This window comes from Candidatus Roseilinea sp. NK_OTU-006 (assembly GCF_012931985.1).
GTDB lineage: Bacteria > Chloroflexota > Anaerolineae > J036 > Brachytrichaceae > JAAFGM01.
The window spans coordinates 116,372-133,729 of sequence record NZ_JAAFGM010000001.1; the positions used below are offsets into that span (position 1 = coordinate 116,372).

At 62.5% G+C, this 17,358-nt stretch carries 12 protein-coding genes; 4 read left to right on the plus strand and 8 right to left on the minus strand.

Annotated features, from left to right (window positions below; all coding sequences use genetic code 11):
- Nucleotides 1-15: 15 nt before the first annotated feature.
- The 3 genes from nuoF to GXH28_RS00530 are packed head-to-tail and all read right to left on the minus strand — an operon-like array spanning nt 16 to nt 3,454.
- Nucleotides 16-1,782, minus strand: coding sequence for an NADH-quinone oxidoreductase subunit NuoF (gene nuoF / locus GXH28_RS00520; protein ID WP_169237044.1), 1,767 nt, complete (start codon nt 1,780-1,782; stop codon nt 16-18).
- 33 nt (nt 1,783-1,815) lie between these two features.
- Nucleotides 1,816-2,373 carry a bidirectional hydrogenase complex protein HoxE gene (hoxE, locus tag GXH28_RS00525; RefSeq protein WP_169237045.1) on the minus strand — a complete coding sequence of 186 codons (558 nt, stop codon included), beginning with the start codon at nt 2,371-2,373 and terminating at the stop codon, nt 1,816-1,818.
- A gap of 10 nt (nt 2,374-2,383) precedes the next feature.
- On the minus strand, nt 2,384-3,454 hold the full coding sequence (locus tag GXH28_RS00530) for a dihydroorotate dehydrogenase-like protein (protein ID WP_169237046.1): 1,071 nt from the start codon (nt 3,452-3,454) through the stop codon (nt 2,384-2,386).
- 440 nt (nt 3,455-3,894) lie between these two features.
- Between GXH28_RS00530 and fusA the strand changes: the two genes are divergently transcribed.
- From fusA to GXH28_RS00545, 3 genes are all read left to right on the plus strand, one after another.
- Entirely contained in the window at nt 3,895-5,937 is a 2,043-nt protein-coding gene (gene fusA / locus GXH28_RS00535) for an elongation factor G (RefSeq protein WP_169237047.1), read from the plus strand.
- A gap of 317 nt (nt 5,938-6,254) precedes the next feature.
- On the plus strand, nt 6,255-7,460 hold the full coding sequence (locus tag GXH28_RS00540; RefSeq protein WP_169237048.1) for an aminotransferase class I/II-fold pyridoxal phosphate-dependent enzyme: 1,206 nt from the start codon (nt 6,255-6,257) through the stop codon (nt 7,458-7,460).
- 32 nt (nt 7,461-7,492) lie between these two features.
- Nucleotides 7,493-9,001, plus strand: a complete 1,509-nt coding sequence (locus GXH28_RS00545) for an aldehyde dehydrogenase family protein (RefSeq protein WP_169237049.1) — start codon at nt 7,493-7,495, stop codon at nt 8,999-9,001.
- 14 nt (nt 9,002-9,015) lie between these two features.
- On the opposite strand, the gene GXH28_RS00550 is transcribed toward GXH28_RS00545, so the two are convergent.
- From GXH28_RS00550 to rpsO, 4 genes are all read right to left on the minus strand, one after another.
- Nucleotides 9,016-9,951, minus strand: a complete 936-nt coding sequence (locus GXH28_RS00550; RefSeq protein ID WP_169237050.1) for a UbiA prenyltransferase family protein — start codon at nt 9,949-9,951, stop codon at nt 9,016-9,018.
- A 23-nt stretch (nt 9,952-9,974) separates the two neighbouring features.
- Nucleotides 9,975-13,031 carry a penicillin-binding protein gene (locus GXH28_RS00555; RefSeq protein ID WP_169237051.1) on the minus strand — a complete coding sequence of 1,019 codons (3,057 nt, stop codon included), beginning with the start codon at nt 13,029-13,031 and terminating at the stop codon, nt 9,975-9,977.
- 93 nt (nt 13,032-13,124) lie between these two features.
- The gene (locus tag GXH28_RS00560) at nt 13,125-15,419 is read right to left on the minus strand and encodes a polyribonucleotide nucleotidyltransferase (protein WP_240550093.1); all 2,295 of its coding nucleotides are present in this window, start codon (nt 15,417-15,419) and stop codon (nt 13,125-13,127) included.
- Between the two features lie 259 nt (nt 15,420-15,678).
- A complete protein-coding gene (gene rpsO / locus GXH28_RS00565) occupies nt 15,679-15,948 on the minus strand; it encodes a 30S ribosomal protein S15 (RefSeq protein WP_169237052.1) in 270 nt (89 codons plus the stop codon).
- A gap of 214 nt (nt 15,949-16,162) precedes the next feature.
- On the opposite strand from rpsO, the gene GXH28_RS00570 reads away from it, so the two are divergent.
- Nucleotides 16,163-16,543, plus strand: coding sequence for a hypothetical protein (locus GXH28_RS00570; protein ID WP_169237053.1), 381 nt, complete (start codon nt 16,163-16,165; stop codon nt 16,541-16,543).
- On the opposite strand, the gene GXH28_RS00575 is transcribed toward GXH28_RS00570, so the two are convergent.
- Entirely contained in the window at nt 16,532-17,320 is a 789-nt protein-coding gene (locus tag GXH28_RS00575) for a tyrosine-protein phosphatase (RefSeq protein WP_169237054.1), read from the minus strand. The genes GXH28_RS00570 and GXH28_RS00575 overlap by 12 nt on opposite strands.
- Between the last annotated feature and the right edge of the window lie 38 nt (nt 17,321-17,358).

A 17,358-nucleotide genomic window follows, 5' to 3' on the forward strand; every position in this document is an offset into this window, starting at 1 on the left:
TCCCCACCTCCAACTCTAACTACTGATTGCTGGCCTCTGGCTTCTGGCTTCTGGATTCTGGCTTCTGGATTCTGGCTTCTGGATTCTGACCTCTGGCTTCTGCTCCCCGTTCACCTTCCGCTCGTATTCCTCGCGGAAGTAGCGCAGCGTGCTGATGACCGGATTGGGCGCGCTCTGTCCCAAGCCGCACAGGCTGGTGTGTTTCACCATGTCGCACAACTCCTCCAAGATGTGGAGATCGCGCCGGGTGGCCCGGCCCTCTTGAATCCGGGTGAGGATGCGGTGCATCTGGACGGTGCCGGCGCGGCAGGGGATGCACTTGCCGCATGATTCATCCATGCAGAACTCCATGAAGAAGCGCGCGACCTCCACCATGTCGGTCGAGTCGTCCATCACGATCATGCCGCCGCTGCCCATGATCGAGCCGACCTTTGCCAGTGACTCGTAGTCCACCGGCATGTCCAGGAATTGCGCCGGAATGCACCCGCCCGATGGACCGCCGGTTTGCACGGCTTTGAATTGCCGACCGCCGGAGATGCCGCCGCCGATGTCGAACACGATCTCGCGCAGCGAGATGCCCATCGGCACCTCGATCAAGCCGGTGTTCTTCACCTGGCCGGTGAGCGCGAAGACCTTGGTGCCCTTGCTCTTCTCTGTGCCGATGCCGGCGAACCAATCCGCGCCTTTCATGATGATGGGCGGCACGTTGGCCAGCGTCTCGACGTTGTTGATGAGCGTTGGACAGCCCCACAGGCCGGACTCGGCCGGGAAGGGCGGTCGTGGGCGCGGTACGCCGCGCCCACCCTCGATCGAGGCTATGAGCGCCGTTTCCTCGCCGCACACAAACGCGCCGGCGCCCAGGCGGATGTCCACGTTGAAGCTGAATGCCGTGCCGCCGATGCCGCTGCCGAGCAAGCCGGCGCGCTGCGCTTGGCGGATCGCTGTGCGCAGCCGCTTCACGGCCAGTGGATACTCGGCGCGCACGTAGATGAAGCCCTGGTTCGCGCCCACGGCGTAGGCCGCGATGGCCATGCCCTCCAAGATGCGATGCGGATCGCCCTCCATCACGCTGCGATCCATGAATGCGCCTGGATCGCCCTCGTCGCCGTTGCAGATCACAAACTTGCGCGACTGAATGCCCTCCGGCACATGGGTCGGATACGCGTTCGGGTCGGACTTGGCCACGGTGCCCCACTTCAGGCCGGTCGGAAAGCCGGCGCCGCCGCGCCCGCGCAGACCGCTGCGGGTGATCTCGTCAATCACCTGCTGCGGCGTCATCTCGGTCAGCACCTTCAATAGCGCTTGATATCCTCCGACAGCGATGTAATCCTCAATGCGCTCTGGGTCTATCTTGCCGCAATGCTCTAGCACAATCTTGGTCTGGCGGGTGAAGAACGGCTGATCCAGCGGCGTCTCCAGCCGTTTGACCGGCTCGCCATCCAAGTGGGCGACGATCTCGCCGGCATCCTCCGGCTTGACGAATTGATACAGGATTGACCTGCGCCGATCGTCCTTTGCCTCGGCGGCCGCCGCCTGGCCGTTGACCTGCGACTCGATCTCGACCAGCGGGCCGAGCGAGCACAGGCCAGGACAGCCGACGCACTTGACCTCGGCATCGGCGGCCTGGCCGCGCTGTTTCAACTCGGCCTGCAGCGCCTTGGCGATCTGCTCGCTGTTGAGTGCTTGGCAGGCCGTGCCCACGCACACATACAAGTGGTGGCGCTTCTTCGTGCGTGCTAGGCGCTCGCTCGTCGCTGTCGCGTTAAGCTCTTCCAGGTTCATCGCATCGATCCTTCCTGTTTCGTCAAGGCGTGTTCACCGAGCTTGCTGCACTGCGGCGAGTCGTTGCGCGATCTGCTGGGCGGCTGCTGTGGGTGCGACCTTGCCGATCGTCTCGCCGTCGAAGGTGATCACCGGCGCCAACGCGCACGAGCCGAAGCAGCGCGCCGTGAGCAGCGAGAGCTGGTTGTCGCGCGTCGTGCCGCCGGCCTTCACGTCGTATTCGTCTTCGATCGCCGCCAGCACCTCGCGCGCCCCTTTGATGTAGCACGCCGTTCCCAGGCATACCACGCAGGTGTGCGCGCCTTGCGGCTTGAGCGTAAAGAGGTTGTAGAAGGTCGCCACGCCGAATACCTTGCTGGGCGGCAAATGCAGCGTGCGGGCGATGTGTTTGAGCGTGAAATCGTCCAAATAGCCGAAGGCCTCCTGTGCGCTGTGTAGCGCCTCGATCAGCCCGTGGCCTTGGTAACCGTAGCGGCGCATCGTCGCTTCGATGATCTTGTAGCGCTTGTCACTGACCAGCCGGTCAGTTGATGTCGCTGTTACGGCGTCGTTGCCGGTCAGTAGTCCGGGTGTGGTCGGTGTGCGGGTCATGAGGCTCGAATCATTCGTTGGGTCGTTCGCTTCCAAAGCGCAACGGCAGCGAGGCGAGCGGCCTCGACTTTGGCAACACGGCGGAAGGATCGGGCCGCCAGGCGTCGAGCACCTTCATATAGTTGGCGCGCTCGAACGCTGCCGGGTTCGCGACCGATTTCTGACTCATGCTGCCCTGCATCTGCGCTACCGACTCATACTCGTGCGCTTCCATCCACTGTCGCAAATCTCGGATGATCTCGCCGATGCGCTGAATGCCATGCTGGAGCAGTTCCGAGGTCATCATCGTGACGCGCGCGCCGGCCATCAGCCCCTTCAGCACGTCAATGTGGGTGTGGACGCCGGTGCTGATCGCCAATTCGATCGGCACACGGCCGTAGAGGATGGCCACCCAGCGCAGCGGCAGGCGTAGCTCGTCGCTGTCGCTCAGCACCAGATGCGGCGTCACCTCCAGCCGGTCGAGGTCGAAGTCGGGCTGGTAGAAGCGATTGAATAGCACCAGCGCGTGGGCGCCGGCGTTGGCGAAATGCAGCGCTATGTTGGCGGGCGCGCTGAAGAACGGGCCAATTTTTAGCGCGATCGGAATCCTCACCGTTTGGCGCACGGCGTGCAGGATGTCCAGGTAGCGCTCCTCGACGTGCCAACTGGTGACGTGAGGGTCGGTGGGAATGTAATAAATGTTTAGCTCAAGCGCGTCTGCGCCGGCCTGTTCGATCTTGCGCGCATATTCGATCCAGCCGCCCGTGGATATGCCGTTCAGGCTGCCGATGATTGGAATATCCGTTGCGGTTTTGGCCGACTGGATGAGCTTGAGATACTCCTCGGAACCGATGTTGTAGTAGCGCCAGTCAGGGAAATAGCGCGACACTTCGGCGAAGCTCTCCCCGCCATACTCCAGAAAGTGATGCATCACCTGGCTTTCGTTCTCGATTTGCTCCTCAAAGAGCGAGTGCATGACGATCGCCGGCGCGCCCGCATCTTCCAGCCGGCGGATGCTATCCAGATTGCGCGAGAGCGGCGAGGCCGACGGCACGACCGGGTGCGCCAGCTTCAATCCTAGATAAGTCGTCGTCAGATCCATCCTTGGCCTCGTGGCGCCTTCGTCCGATGTGTGCGGGTGAACCGCCGTCTATGTTGAGACTAACGAAAGACGTGGCGTGAGGCACTATGCGCCCGGTTAAGCTACGCCTGGCCGGTTGACTGGTCTTTGTGTGAGATTCAAACTGCTGCTCATGAACCGGATGGCAGGAATAACGGGCAAGAGCACGCAGGGAGTCACTGCAAGGTCGAGGATTTCATAACTGGGCGCGCGATGGAATTTGTCGTCGCATGGTCGGGCCGCTCTGGAAAGGTTGGGTGGGCTGCATGAAGAACCGCCTGCTTCGCTCTCGTGGGTTCGCTGACGGGCTGGCCCGCATCTGTCTCACGCACAACGCTGCGCGCGCGTGTGCTTGCGAGAAGCCGAGCGCTATCGTTAAAATTCTCTAAATACACCGATGCAGTCGGGAGGCTCGTTTTGTCATGAAGGAATACGGAACTGAGAGGCTGCGCAACGTCGCCTTGTTAGGACACAGCTCGAGCGGCAAGACGACGTTCGCAGAAGCGATGTTGTTTGCCAGCGGCGGCACAACGCGCATGGGCAAAGTCGAGGACGGCACGACCGTCTCAGACTACGACGAAGAAGAGAAGCGCCGCAAGCAGTCTATCAGCCTGAGCGTCATCCCGATCGAGTGGAAGGACCACAAGATCAATTTGCTGGACGCGCCGGGATACGCCGATTTCTACGGCGAGGTGAAGAGTGCCGTGCGCGTGGCGGATCTCGGCTTGATCTTCGTAGATTCGGTGTCCGGCGTGGAGGTGGGCACCGAGCTGGCCATGCAGGCGGTGGACGACGCACAGATCCCGCGCGCGGTGCTCGTCAGCCGAATGGATCGCGAGAATGCCAATTTCGATGCGGTGTTGGCGCAACTGCACGATGCTTTCCACCAGGACATCGTGCCGCTGATGTTGCCGGTCGGCAGCCAGCAGCAGTTCGCCGGCGTGATTGACCTGGTGACGCGCAGGTATCTGAGGGGTGCCAAGGGCGAAGTCGCCGACATCCCCGCCGAGATGGTTGCAGGGGTGGAGAAGGCGCGCGAACGCCTCATGGAAGCAGCGGCCGAAGGCGAGGATGACTTGATCGAAAAGTGGTTCGAGGTCGGTGCGCTGACCGACGAAGAGTTCATTCGCGGCTTGCGCAGCGCCATTCGCAAACGCACGTTCGTCCCGGTGTTCTGCGCAGCGCCTGCCCTGGGCATTGGCATCCACGCCATGCTCTATTCGCTGGTGAGCTACGCGCCAATGCCATTCGATATGGGCGCCGATCCTGATGACGGCCAGCACGGCCATGTGCTCTACATCTTCAAGACCACCGCCGATCCATTCGTGGGTAAGGTGAGCTACTTCCGCGTGGTCGAAGGGCCGGTCCGCGGTGGAGATACGCGCCTGGTCAATACGCGAACGAACGAGGAGGAGCGCATCGCCACGTTGTTCATCCAGCGCGGCAAGGAGCAGATTCCCGTCCCGCTGTTGCACGTGGGCGACATCGGCACCGTGACCAAGCTGAACAGCGCGCAGACAGGCGATACGCTGTGTGATCGCGCGCACTGCGTTCAGCTCCCGCCCATCGAGTTCCCCAATCCCCTATTTGCCGTCGCCTTGCACCCCAAGACCAAGAGCGATGCCGCGAAGATTAGCGCCGCGCTCGCGCGCCTGTGTGAAGAAGACCCCAGCCTGCGTCACCTGAGCGACCCGAGCACGAAGGAGACCCTGCTGCTGGGCATGGGACAAGCACACATTGATGTGGCGGTCCATCGCTTGCACAGCAAGTTCGGCGTGGATGTCGAGACGACGATCCCCAAAGTGAGTTATCGCGAGACGATCACGAAGCAAGGGCGGTCGCGCTATCGCCACAAGAAGCAAACCGGCGGCGCCGGCCAGTTTGCCGAGATCGAGATGGCCGTCGAGCCGAGCGCGCCGGGCGCCGGCTATGAGTTTGAGTGGCGCGTGTTCGGCGGGGCGATCAGCAGCTCGTTCCAGGCCAGCATCGAGAAGGGCATCAAGCAGGTGATGGAATCCGGCGTCGTCGCTGGCTATCCGGTGAGCGATGTCAAGTGCATCGTGCTGGATGGCAAGGAGCATCCGGTGGACTCGAAGCCCATCGCGTTCGAGATTGCCGCGCGTCACGTATTCCGTGAGGCGTTCGCGCAGGCCGGCCCGGTGCTGCTGGAGCCGATCTATCGCTTCACCATCGTCGTGCCCGAGGCCAGCGCCGGCGACGTCATGAGCAGCCTGAAGACCAAGCGCGCCCAAATCATCGGCATGGACCAGCGCGGCAACAAGACCGTGATCACCGCCGATGCACCGCTGGCCGAGATGCAGCGCTACTCCACCGATCTGCGCAGCCTCACTCAAGGTCGCGGCTACTACGAGATGAAGTTCGATCACTACGCGCCCGTTCCCCCCAACATCGCCCAGGCGATTATTGCCAATCACAAGGCTGAGGTGAGCGCTGGGGAGGAGTGACCTTCACACTCTTGATCGCGTGCACAACAGCCCCTCCTCAAATAGGAGGGGCTGTTTGCCGCAGCGCGTTTGTGGGCGCGCCGATGGGTTACTCAGCGAGCAAAGATACGCGTAAACCGCATGTGGCTGTTGTGCGCAAACGTATAATCGCGTCGGTTCGGCGCTTTGCAGACGTATCGTCAATGTCAAACCTGACGCGAGAGCCGGAGCCGCTTTCCGGCGTCGGCCCGTGAGACAAAATAGGCTGGATACGGCTGCGGGCGCCGGTGGGCTTGTCAGCGTAAACATCACATTCTGATCACAAGGGTTGAATTTCAATGGCTGATTTGTTTGACAAGATTTCAAAAGATCCTGTGCTTGCCGCCGCTCGCATGGGGCGTGAACAAGGCATCTATCCTTACTTTAAACCGCTATCGGAGACCGAAGGCACCGAAGTGTGCATCGGCGATCATCGGCTGATTATGATCGGCTCGAACAATTATCTCGGTCTGACCACTCACCCCAGAGTGCGTCGGGCGGCGATGGAGGCGATCGAGCGTTACGGCACATCCTGTACCGGCAGTCGCTTCCTCAACGGCACCCTCGAGCTGCACAAGGAGCTGGAGCGCCGGTTGGCAAAGTTTCTGGGCAAGGAGGCGGCGCTGATCTTCGGCACGGGTTACCAAGCTAACCTGGGCGCGATCACTGCGCTCATGGATAAGAAAGACATCGTCATAGGCGACCGCGAAATCCACGCCTCTTTGATGGATGCGATCAAGATGGCCGGCTGCCAGTTCAAACGATTCAAGCACAACGACCTCGAGGACCTGGCGCGCGTGCTGGAGGAGTGTGGCGATGCGCCCAAGCTGATCGTGGTGGACGGCGTGTACTCGATGGGTGGCGATCTCGCGCCGTTGCCCGAAATCATCCCCCTGGCGAAGCGCTACGGCGCGCGCCTGTTCGTGGATGATGCGCATGGATTGGGCGTGATGGGCGAGGGGGGACGCGGCACTCACTTCCACTTCGATTGTGTAGACGAAGTGGATGTGATCATGGGCACGTTCAGCAAATCCTTTGCCTCGCTGGGCGGCGTCGTGGCCGGCGACCGCGACGTGATTGACTACATCCAACATCACGCCCGCTCGCTCATCTTCAGCGCTTCCATGCCGCCGGCGAATGTCGCAACCGTGCTGGCCTGTCTGGATGTTATCGAGGAAGACCCGAGCTATGTGGAACGGGTGCATGTGCAATCGGCCAAGGCGCGTGACGGCCTGCGCAACCTGGGCTACGACTGTGGCCAAAGCGTGACGCCGATCGTGCCGGTGTTCATCAAGAACGAAATGCACACCGTCTTCATGTGGAAAGCGCTCTACGATCAGGGCGTGTATACCAACCCGGTGTTACCACCGGCCGTGCCGCCGTCTAAGAGTCTGCTCCGCACCAGTTACATGGCCACGCATACCGACGCGCAGATCGAAACTGTGCTCGAAGTCTTCGCGCGCGTCGGCCAGGAGACCGGCTTTTTGCAGCCAGCCGGTGTTTGAGCGCTGTTGGTGATGACGGGAGAGTGCCGGCGATGGTTTGCGCATTGCCCTACGACGAACGGCTTCATCCTGACACGCGCGCTTTCCTGCACAATCAGCCCAAGCGTTTACTGATCGCCGGCGGGTGGGTTGCAGCAGCGGCGGGCCGGACATTCGACAAAGATGATCCGGCCACAGGCATCACCTTCGCCAGTGTGTGCGAAGGCGATGCCGAGGACGTGAATCGCGCTGTGGCCGCCGCGCGTGCGGTCTTCGACAACGCCCATCACCCTTGGCGACGCATGACGCCGCACGACCGCGAGCGCCTGATGCATCGGTTGGCCGACCTGATCGAGGCCAACCGTGAGATGCTCGCCCAGCTCATCACGCTGGAAAACGGCAAGCCGCTCACGGCCAGCGAGGGGGAAGTGGCCGCGAGCGCGCGCATGTTCCGCTACTATGCCGGCTGGCCGACCAAGATCGAGGGGGATGTCAAACCGGTCTCTATCCCCGATCGGCTCAATTACACACTGCGCGAGCCGGTCGGCGTAGTCGGCGCGATCATCCCATGGAACTTCCCCCTGAGCATGATTGCGTGGAAGCTGGCGCCGGCGCTGGCAGCCGGCAACTGCGTCATCCTCAAGCCGGCTGAGCAGACGCCGTTGACGGCAGTGCGCCTGTGCGAGCTGGTGCAAGCAGCGGGCTTCCCCGATGGCGTCGTGCAGCTCATCAACGGCTTTGGCGAGACGGCTGGCGCGGCGCTCACCGCGCATCCCGGTGTGGACAAGATCGCCTTTACCGGCAGCACCGAGGTGGGCAAAATCATCATGCGCGCCGCGGCGGGCAACCTGAAGCGTTTGTCGTTGGAGCTGGGCGGCAAAAGCCCGCACATCATCTTCGACGATGCCGATTTGTCTAAAGCAGTGATCGGCGCCGCTTACGGCATTTTCAGTAACGCCGGCCAAAGTTGCAACGCCGGCTCCCGCCTGTTTGTGCAACGTCGGGTCTATGATGAGGTGATGGCGAGGCTGGCCGAGCGCGCCGCAGCGATCAAAGTCGGGCCGGGGATGACGCCTGGCATCGAGATGGGGCCGCTCGTATCGCGCGAGCAGTTTGACCGTGTGCAAAGTTATGTGGCCGCCGGCCTGGAACAGGGCGCGCGCCTGCGAGCGGGAGGGGCGCGCCCGCCGAATGCGCCCGAAGGTGGCTACTTCCTTGCCCCGACCCTGTTTGAAGATGTGCATGACGACATGATCCTCATGCGCGAGGAAATCTTCGGGCCGGTTCTTGCAGCGACGCCCTTCGATTCGATCGAAGAGGTGGCTGCGCGGGCGAACCATACGCCGTATGGCCTGGCCGCCGGCGTGTGGACGCGCGACGTGAGCAGAGCGCACAAGCTGGCCGCGTTGCTGCGCGCAGGCACGGTCTGGGTGAATTGCTATAGCCAGTTCGATCCGGCTTCGCCGTTCGGCGGTTACAAGCAAAGCGGCTTTGGCCGCGAGATGGGGCACGAAGCCTTGGAGCTATATACCAACGTCAAGTCGGTGTGGGTCGGCCTGTAGCGCTTCTGGGGCCGCTAGAAAAATCGCACATACGGCATCTTGTCGGCCACGAACCAAACGACGCAGGTGACTAATCCGACGAGCATGGCTGGATCATGCATCGCCTCGCGGTTGTCCATGATGTCGGCTTCGCGGCGGAGCAGGTGCCACAGTTGCTCGGCAAACAACATGGGCGCCACGATGAGCGGCACGATCGGCAGCCAGCGCGGAATCATCTCCATCGCCAGAAAGACGACCAGCAGCGCCAGAGCGCATACCAGCGAAGCCACCATCAGCGCCTTTGTCCGGCGCACGCCGATCAGGTCAGCCGTGTGGCGGATGCCCGCCTTGCGGTCCACCTCGATGTCGCGCAGCTCGTTGTTCAACTCGCCGTAGACTGAGATCAGCGTGACGAAGAGGAAGAACAGCCAGCTATAGGGCTTGCCCTGGTCAAAAGCGAAGTAAGCGCACAGGAACTGCAGTCCGGCCAGCGACAGGCCGTGAGAGAGCAGGTCGGCCACGGGCACCGCCTTCAAGCGCGCCACGCGCCAGGAATACAGAAATGCCAATGTCAGACAGAGTGCGCCGAGCATGAAAGTCATCCCGCCCAGCATGGCATACAGGCCAAGCACGAGCGTGCTGACGACGAGGCAAGCCACCCTGCCGATGCGCGGCGAGATCATCCCGGCACTGATCGGGTTGCGTTGTGCCTTCTTTGCGTCCAGCGCGTCGTCCGGGGCGTCCTCCACGTCGTTGTACATGAAGGCGAAGCCCACCACCAAGATATTCGCGGCGAGGACGATGAGTAAACGCAGGTCGAACGTGCCGCCGCCCAGCTTGGCGCCCAGCAGCGTCGTGACCGTGACGAACAAAACGTATTCCTTGTAGCGTGTGAGCTGAAGCAGACCCTTAACCGGGCGGCGTGCCCAGCGGTACCACACGCGCGGGGTGTTCGGGATTTTCGGATACATAGGAGAGTTTCAGGTGATGCTGGTCAGCGCCGGACGCTCACATTCACGCTCACGCGCGTGCTCTCGGCTCGGTTGCCGGCAGCGTCGTAGGCAACGGTGTAGAACTCGAAAAGCCCGCCATCGCGAATGGTCCATTTGGCGGTAAACGGCGCGACGGTTCGCGTCGCAAATGGCTCGCCGTTGACGAAGAACTCGACTTTTCTAATCGAGTAATCGTCCTGCACGTCAGCGGTAACGGTGACCCACTCGTCCTCTTCGCTGTTGAAGGACTCGTTGGGGCGTGGCTGCACGAGCGTGATTTGGGGCGGCGTGTTATCAATCGTCACCTGCGTCACTGCTTCTACAACGTTGCCATTGCTCTCGAAGCGTGCGACTTTGAGGGAGTATGGCCCGGCTGGCAATGCGGTAATGTCCCAGTTCTCCAGCACGCCGTCGCTCACCTGTTCTGCATGATCGGGCCCGATCTGGATCCACTGCTCCGGCGCAGGCGACCAGCCCGGCGCGAATGAGACGCGGTACGACATCCAGTTGCCGCCGCGCGCGTTGCCGCGGATCGGCACGATGCCCGAGGGCGAAGGAGGGGGTGGGGGATTATTGGGATCTGCCGGCGCATTTGGATCAACCGTTGGCGGCAGCACGGCGCTGATGTAGCCGTTGTGGGCTGGGTAGCTAATTGCGACGTCACCGGCAGTGACCAGCCCACCGAAGCGCGTGTCGAAGTCGGTCGGCGCTTGCGGGATTTGGGCTTTCTCCTCATCGCTCAGCGAGGCATACCAATCCTGCGCCTGCGGTGGGAAGATATACATCGGGCGCGCCTCCACCAGCTCCGGGGGGGTGCCCGGCAAAGCCAGCTTGCCGGTCTCGATGTTAATCGGGAAGAGCTGCACCATCGTGCTTTGCTCTTTCGGTTCGGTGCCGGGGATGAACAGCTCCGTGATGGTTGGGCAAACGCCGTTGGGCGCCAAGCCATCGATCTGGCAGACCGGCTGCGCGATCAGCCCGTCTGGGCGCGGGAAATTGCGGATCTCTCGACCCACGTGCAGGTATTCCATCACGTCGTGCCAAATGGGTGCGGCGCCGGTCAGGCCGGTCACGCCCCGGCTCATTGGGCTGTTATCGGTGTTGCCCACCCAAACGCCGACGGTGAAATCTGTGGTGAAGCCCACCGTCCAGTTGTCGCGGTAGTTGTTGGTGGTGCCGGTCTTCACGGCAGCCGGACGAGGCCCGGACAAGTCGAGCACTGAAGGATAGCCGAACGCGGCGGCGCGCGCTTGCGGATCCGACATGATGCTCGTGAGCAGATAGGTCAGTTGCTTGCTGTCTGGCCCCAACAGGTTCGGGTGAACGGACGGGCGGTATTCGTAGAGCGTTCGACCTTTGCTGTCCTCGACGCGCAAGATGGCGACGGGATCGAGGTCACGGTATCCGAACTTCTTCTGCGAAGCCGGACGCGGCGCGCCGATCATTGAGCCGCCGTTGGCGATGGTCGCGTAGGCGTAGGTCATGTCCAGCAGTTTGACTTCGCCGCCGCCCAGCGTGAGCGCCAGGCCATAGAAACTTAAGCCGCGGTCGAGGTCGGTGATGCCGAGACGATGCGCAAGCCGAATCACGTTGCCAATGCCGGCGCGGTTGAGCGCGTCCACCGCAGGGATGTTGTAGGAGCGCGCCAAGGCTTGGCGCATCAGCACCGGCCCGTGGAACTTGCGGTCATAGTTCTCGGGAATGTAGGGTTCGGCGCCGCCAACGTCGAACGCCGTGCGCACATCCCAGAACAACGTAGCCGGTGAGGCGCCTTGCCGCAGCAGTTCGAGATAGGTGATCGGCTTAAAGGCTGAACCGGGTTGGCGCAGAGCGGTGGCGACGTTGAACTTGCCGTCTATCGCGTCGTTGAAGTAATCCAGACTGCCGACCATGGACAGGATTTCGCCCGTGTCGTGCCGGATCACGACGACAGCGGCGTTGTTCACATTCCGGCCTTGCGCTTGCAGCGTCGCCACATGCCGGTTCGCCAACGCGCGCACCTGGTTGTCCACGTCGAGATCGAGCGTGGTGTAAATCGTCAGACCGCCGCGTTCGACGAGCTGGCGCGCCGCTTCCGTGCCGATGCCCAGATGATCGCCGAGCAGCTCAATCGCCTTGTCTTTGGCGTAAACCGAGAAGTGGGGCGCCTGGATGTTGAAGCGCTGCGTTCGGTTGGCGTATCGCAGCGGTTGCAGCTTGGCCTCCGCGGCCTCCTGCTGCGTGACGTTGCAGCCCGGCACGCCCATCTGGCTGCGTTCCACCATCAAGTCCAGCACCAGCGCTTGTCGAAACTTGGCTTCATTCGGGTTGTCGAAAGGGTTTTGCTTGGGGAACTGGGGAATGGGCGCCAGCATCGCAGCCTCAGCCAGCGTCAAGTCCTTCGCATGCTTGTTGAAGTACACGCGCGAGGCCGCTTCGATGCCGTAGGCGAGGTTGCCGTAGAAGTTGGTGTTGAGATACCACTCCAGGATGTCGTTCTTGGAATAGCGCCGGGTAATTTCGGTGGCCAGGAGCACTTCTTTAATCTTGACGGCTGTAGTGCGTCCCGGGCCGGCGCGTTCCTCCGGCGGCAGAATCACCGACTTGACGAGCTGCTGTGTGATGCCCGATCCGCCCTGTGTCGCGCCGCCCTGCAGGTTGGCGACGAATGCGCGCGCGATGCCGCGCAGGTCGAATCCCTGGTTGTCGTAAAATGTCTTGTCCTCGATGGCGACTGTGGCGCACAGCAGGTAGGGGGAAATAGCGTTTAGCTCGGTCCACTGTCGGTCGCCGCCGGTCGGGTCAATGATCTCGTAGAGCAGCCGCCCCTGGCGATCATAAAGCTTCGTGGTCTGGAAGTCCTCCTCGACCTTTTTAATCTGTGTTGGGTCGGGCAGGTCGCGGGTGTATGCCGCATAGACCGCGCTGGCCGCCAGCACGACCGTCGCGGGGATGGCGATGGCGATCATCAGAAGTGCGATGAGGGCGGTCGCAGCGATCTGCAGCGTGCGTTGCATCGGTCCGTCGCGACGCGCCCGGCGCCGGCGCTCGCGCATGCGGATCAGGTGGTTCGCGTCCATTCAAGGCGCAAATGATACCCAATTCGTGAGTTCGGGCGGGCGCAGCGACTGCGTCCGCCCGTGAGGGATCATCGCGATGAGGGGGCGTTCGCACTATCCGTGTGGGCGAGCCGGCCCGTTGCGGCGCAAGGGTGGGCGACGTTCACGTTCTCGCTCCCGTCCGCCGCCCTGGCTGTTCCGTCCGCCGCTGTCGCGGCGCGGGCTGCCGCGTCCACCGGCGCGATCAGCTTCCTGCGCCTCTTCCAGCGTCATGCCCTCCAGCACGGCCCTGCGGCTGAGGCGAATCTTACCGTTATCGTTGCCGATCACCATCACCGTCACTTCCTGACCGACTTTCACTTCGTCGGCCACGTTGCGCACGGGATGATCGCTGAGTTGCGACACATGTACCATGCCATCCGTCTTTGGCATGATCTCGACGAACGCGCCGAACTCCGTGATGCGCACCACTTTGCCGGTGTAGATGCCGCCCAGGGTGACCGAGCCGGTCATGCTCTCGATCATCTCACGCGCTTTCTCGGCGCCGGCGCCGTCGGGGGATGAGATGAAGACTCGCCCATCGTCTTCGATGTCAATCTTGGCGCCGGTCTGATCCTGGATCGCGCGCACGGTCTTGCCGCTGGGCCCGATGACCGTGCCTAGCTTCTCTGGGTCGATGTTGATGACGAGCATACGCGGCGCATGTGGCTTCAGCGTTGGGCGCGGCTCGGGGATGACTGCCAACATGCGTTCGAGGATGGCCAGGCGTCCTTCGCGCGCCTGCGCCAGCGCTTGCTCGAGCACCTCGGTCGTCAGGCCGGCGATCTTGATGTCCATTTGCAGCGCGGTGATGCCTTTCCGGGTGCCGGCGACTTTGAAGTCCATGTCGCCGATGTGGTCTTCCAGGCCTTGGATGTCGCTGAGGATGGCGTATCCTTCCGAGAGGCCCCCGGGCGCGGTGATCAGGCCCATGGCAATGCCGGCCACCGGCGCCCGGATGGGCACGCCGGCATCCATCAGCGCCAGGGTGCTGCCGCATACGCTGCCCATCGAGGTTGAGCCGTTCGACGACAACACCTCGCTCACCACGCGCAGGGTGTACGGGAACTCGTTTTCGTCGGGAATGACCGGCAGCAGCGCGCGCTCGGCCAGCGCGCTGTGACCGATCTCACGCCGGCTGCTGCCGCGCAGCACCTTCGCCTCACCCGTCGAGAAGGGAGGGAAGTTGTAGTGGTGCATGTAGCGCTTCTCTTCCTGGGGGTAGAGACCGTCGAGGGGTTGGGCATCGGCTTTGCTGCCCAGTGTGACGATCGAGAGGATCTGCGTCTCGCCGCGGGTGAACAGGCCGGCGCCGTGTGCGCGAGGGCTCAGGTGATCGCCGACTTCTACCCAGATCGGCCGGATCTCCTTCGGTCTGCGTCCGTCGGGCCGGATGCCGTCGCGCAGGATGCGCGCGCGCACGGCTTCGCTGGTTACGTCTTTCACGACTTGGTGTAGCTCATCGGCATTCACATCGCCGATGGACTGCATCTGGGCCAGCACCTCGCCTTCGATCGCGTCGAGGACGGCCTGGCGTTCGGCCTTCTCCAGCTCTTGATCAATCGCCTCTTGAACGCGGTTGCCCAGCGCCTCGCGCACGCGCTGGTTAAAGGCTTCATCTCGTCCGAACTTGGGGTAATCGGCCTTGGGCTTGCCTACTTCTTGGCGCATGAGGTGCTGCATCGCGATGAACTCCTGGATCGCGTCATGCGCCAGTTTGAGCGCGCGTACCATCGTCGCCTCGTCAACTTCGTTCGCGCCGCACTCCACCATGACGATGGCGTCCTTCGTGCCGGCCACGCGCAAGTCCAGGTCGCTATATTGCATCTCCGGGATGGTCGGGTTGATGATCAGCTCGCCGTTGATGAGGCCGATGCGCACGGCGCCGACCGGGTTGTCGAACGGCACGTCGCTCACCATCAGCGCAGCGCTGGCGGCGTTTACGGCCAGCACGTCAATGTCGTTGACCTGGTCGTGCGACAGCGCCGTCACGATGATCTGTACGTCGTTGCGTAGGTCGTCGGGGAACAGGGGGCGCAATGGCCGATCCACCAGCCGGGCGATCAGGATGGCGGCCTCCGGCGGCCGGCCTTCGCGGCGGAAGTAACTGCCGGGGATGCGCCCGGCGGCGTAGAGCCGCTCCTCATATTCCACGCTGAGCGGGAAGAAATCAATTCCCTGCCGCACCGATTTGGACATCGTGGCGGTGGCGAGCACCATGGTGTCGCCCATGCGCGCCGTCACCGCTCCGCCGGCCTGACAGGCGAGGCGGCCTGTCTCGATGCGGATTTCCCTCTCGCCGATTCGCGCGGTGTAGACGTGATTGACCGGCATCGGCGCTTCAACGATGCGGGTTACTTCTGTAGACATCTTGAAATTTTCTCCTGAAATGGACGACATGCGCGGACGGGATGCTCTGGACGCATCGCGCGCCAACGTCTATCGTCGAACCAATGCGGGAGGGAGGGGAGCGGTTAGAGGTTAGAGGTCAACCGCGGAAATGCGCATCCCGGGTTCAGGCGGCCCGGCCTTTAGCAATTTCCGAAGCTGGCCTCTAACATCTACGCCCGCTGCCCTCTCGCCCTGACCTTCTTGTGGAGGCACGCGGGTGGTGCCTCTATGACTCACCTTACTTCCTCAGTCCGAGCTTAACCAAAAGGTCGCGGTAGCTGGCTGGATCCTTGGCGGCCAAGTACTTCAGGTGCGCGCGTCGCTTACCGACGAGGACCAGCAGACCGTGACGCGAGCTTTCATCGTGCTTGTGCACCTTCAGATGCTCGTTCAATTGATTGATCCGCCGTGTGAGCAGCGCGATTTGAACCTCCGACGAGCCGGTGTCGTTGGGGTTGATGGCGAACTGCTCGATGATGGCTGCTTTCTCACCTTTGCTGAGAGCCACGTGTCTTTGAACTCCTTTCGTGAAACGCGCGGATCCGCTCAAAGGCGCAGATCAACCGCGCAAGCCAAACTGACTCCGTTATATTTTACCATCGTCGGACGGTGCTTCTCCTGAGCCACTTGGGCGCGCAGCCTGCAGGGTGGGGCGCAGGCGTCGCCTGCGCTTGTGCGGCATTTCATCATCGCGTAAGGCGTCTCACTATAATCCGTGAGCGATGGGGCTTATACAAATTCACGCCAATCTGGCGACGGCGGTGATTCTCTTCAACGCCATCCTCGGCCTATGGGGCATGATCAAGTTTTTTCGCGGCGATAGCTTGGATGGCAACTATCTTGGCGCAATTGCGCTCAGCCCTCTCCTTGGCTTGGCGCAAATGGCCGTGGGCTTGGTGTTGATCAGCATGGGGCTGGGCGTGAATGTGCGCTTCGTGCACTATCTGTATGGCGCACTCGTCATCATCAGCGCGCCGGCGGTGTTTGCGTTCACGCGCGGACGCGACGACCGCGGGGCAGTCCTGCTCTACGCGGCCGTATTGCTGCTCACTGCGGCGTTTGGGCTGCGCGCTCAGATGACCGGCTATGAATTAGCGTTTTGATCGTTCGGGCTTCCGAAGCCTTTCGGCGGGTAACTCGGTCAACCGCTCGCGCAAGGCGTTCAGGTCGTCAGGTGACAGACCGCTGCTTTGCAGGTAGGCGCACGTGCCGCCGTAGCGTTCGTCCACGTAGCGCAGCGCGAACTGCACATACTCTGGCGCGGTGCGCATGAGGCTGTGGGCAAAAGCGCGTTGGGCTTCGTCGAGTGGCTCCAGCCATTGTTCGATGCGCGGACGTAGCCACTCCTCGCTGACGGCGTAGTCCCGAGCAATGTCCTCGCGCGCCACGCATAGGAGGTCGAGCAACAGCGCCGCGATCAAGCCGGTACGATCCTTGCCCGCCGTGCAGTGAAGAACCACCGCGCCGGGGGCGGCGTAGGCGATGGCGCGCATGACCTCGGCGATCGTCTCGCCGCGCCGGTCGAGCACGTAGATGTGCCATTCGTCGCGTGATCGGGCGAACAGGATGTCTTCTTCGGCGCGGCTCGCCTCGTCGAGCAGCGGAATGTGCCGGAGGGTCACCCGATCGCGCGCGGAATGGAGCGCTGCGGCCAAATGCGGGTAACGGGTGGTCTCTGTGGGATAGCGCAGGTCAATGACCGTGTTCACGCCGTAGTCCAGCAGTGCGCGGACGCCGGCGTCGGTGAGGTGGCCGGGATTGTCCATGCGCACGAGCGCTCCCCATCGCGTGAACCGACCGTCGCCGGTGCTCAGCCCGCCTAGGTCGCGCGCATTAAGGCAGCCTTCCCAGTGCAGCCGCCGCATCAGGATGTCTGTCATGCCGGTGATTCTATGCGGCGGGATGTTAAGACTTCATC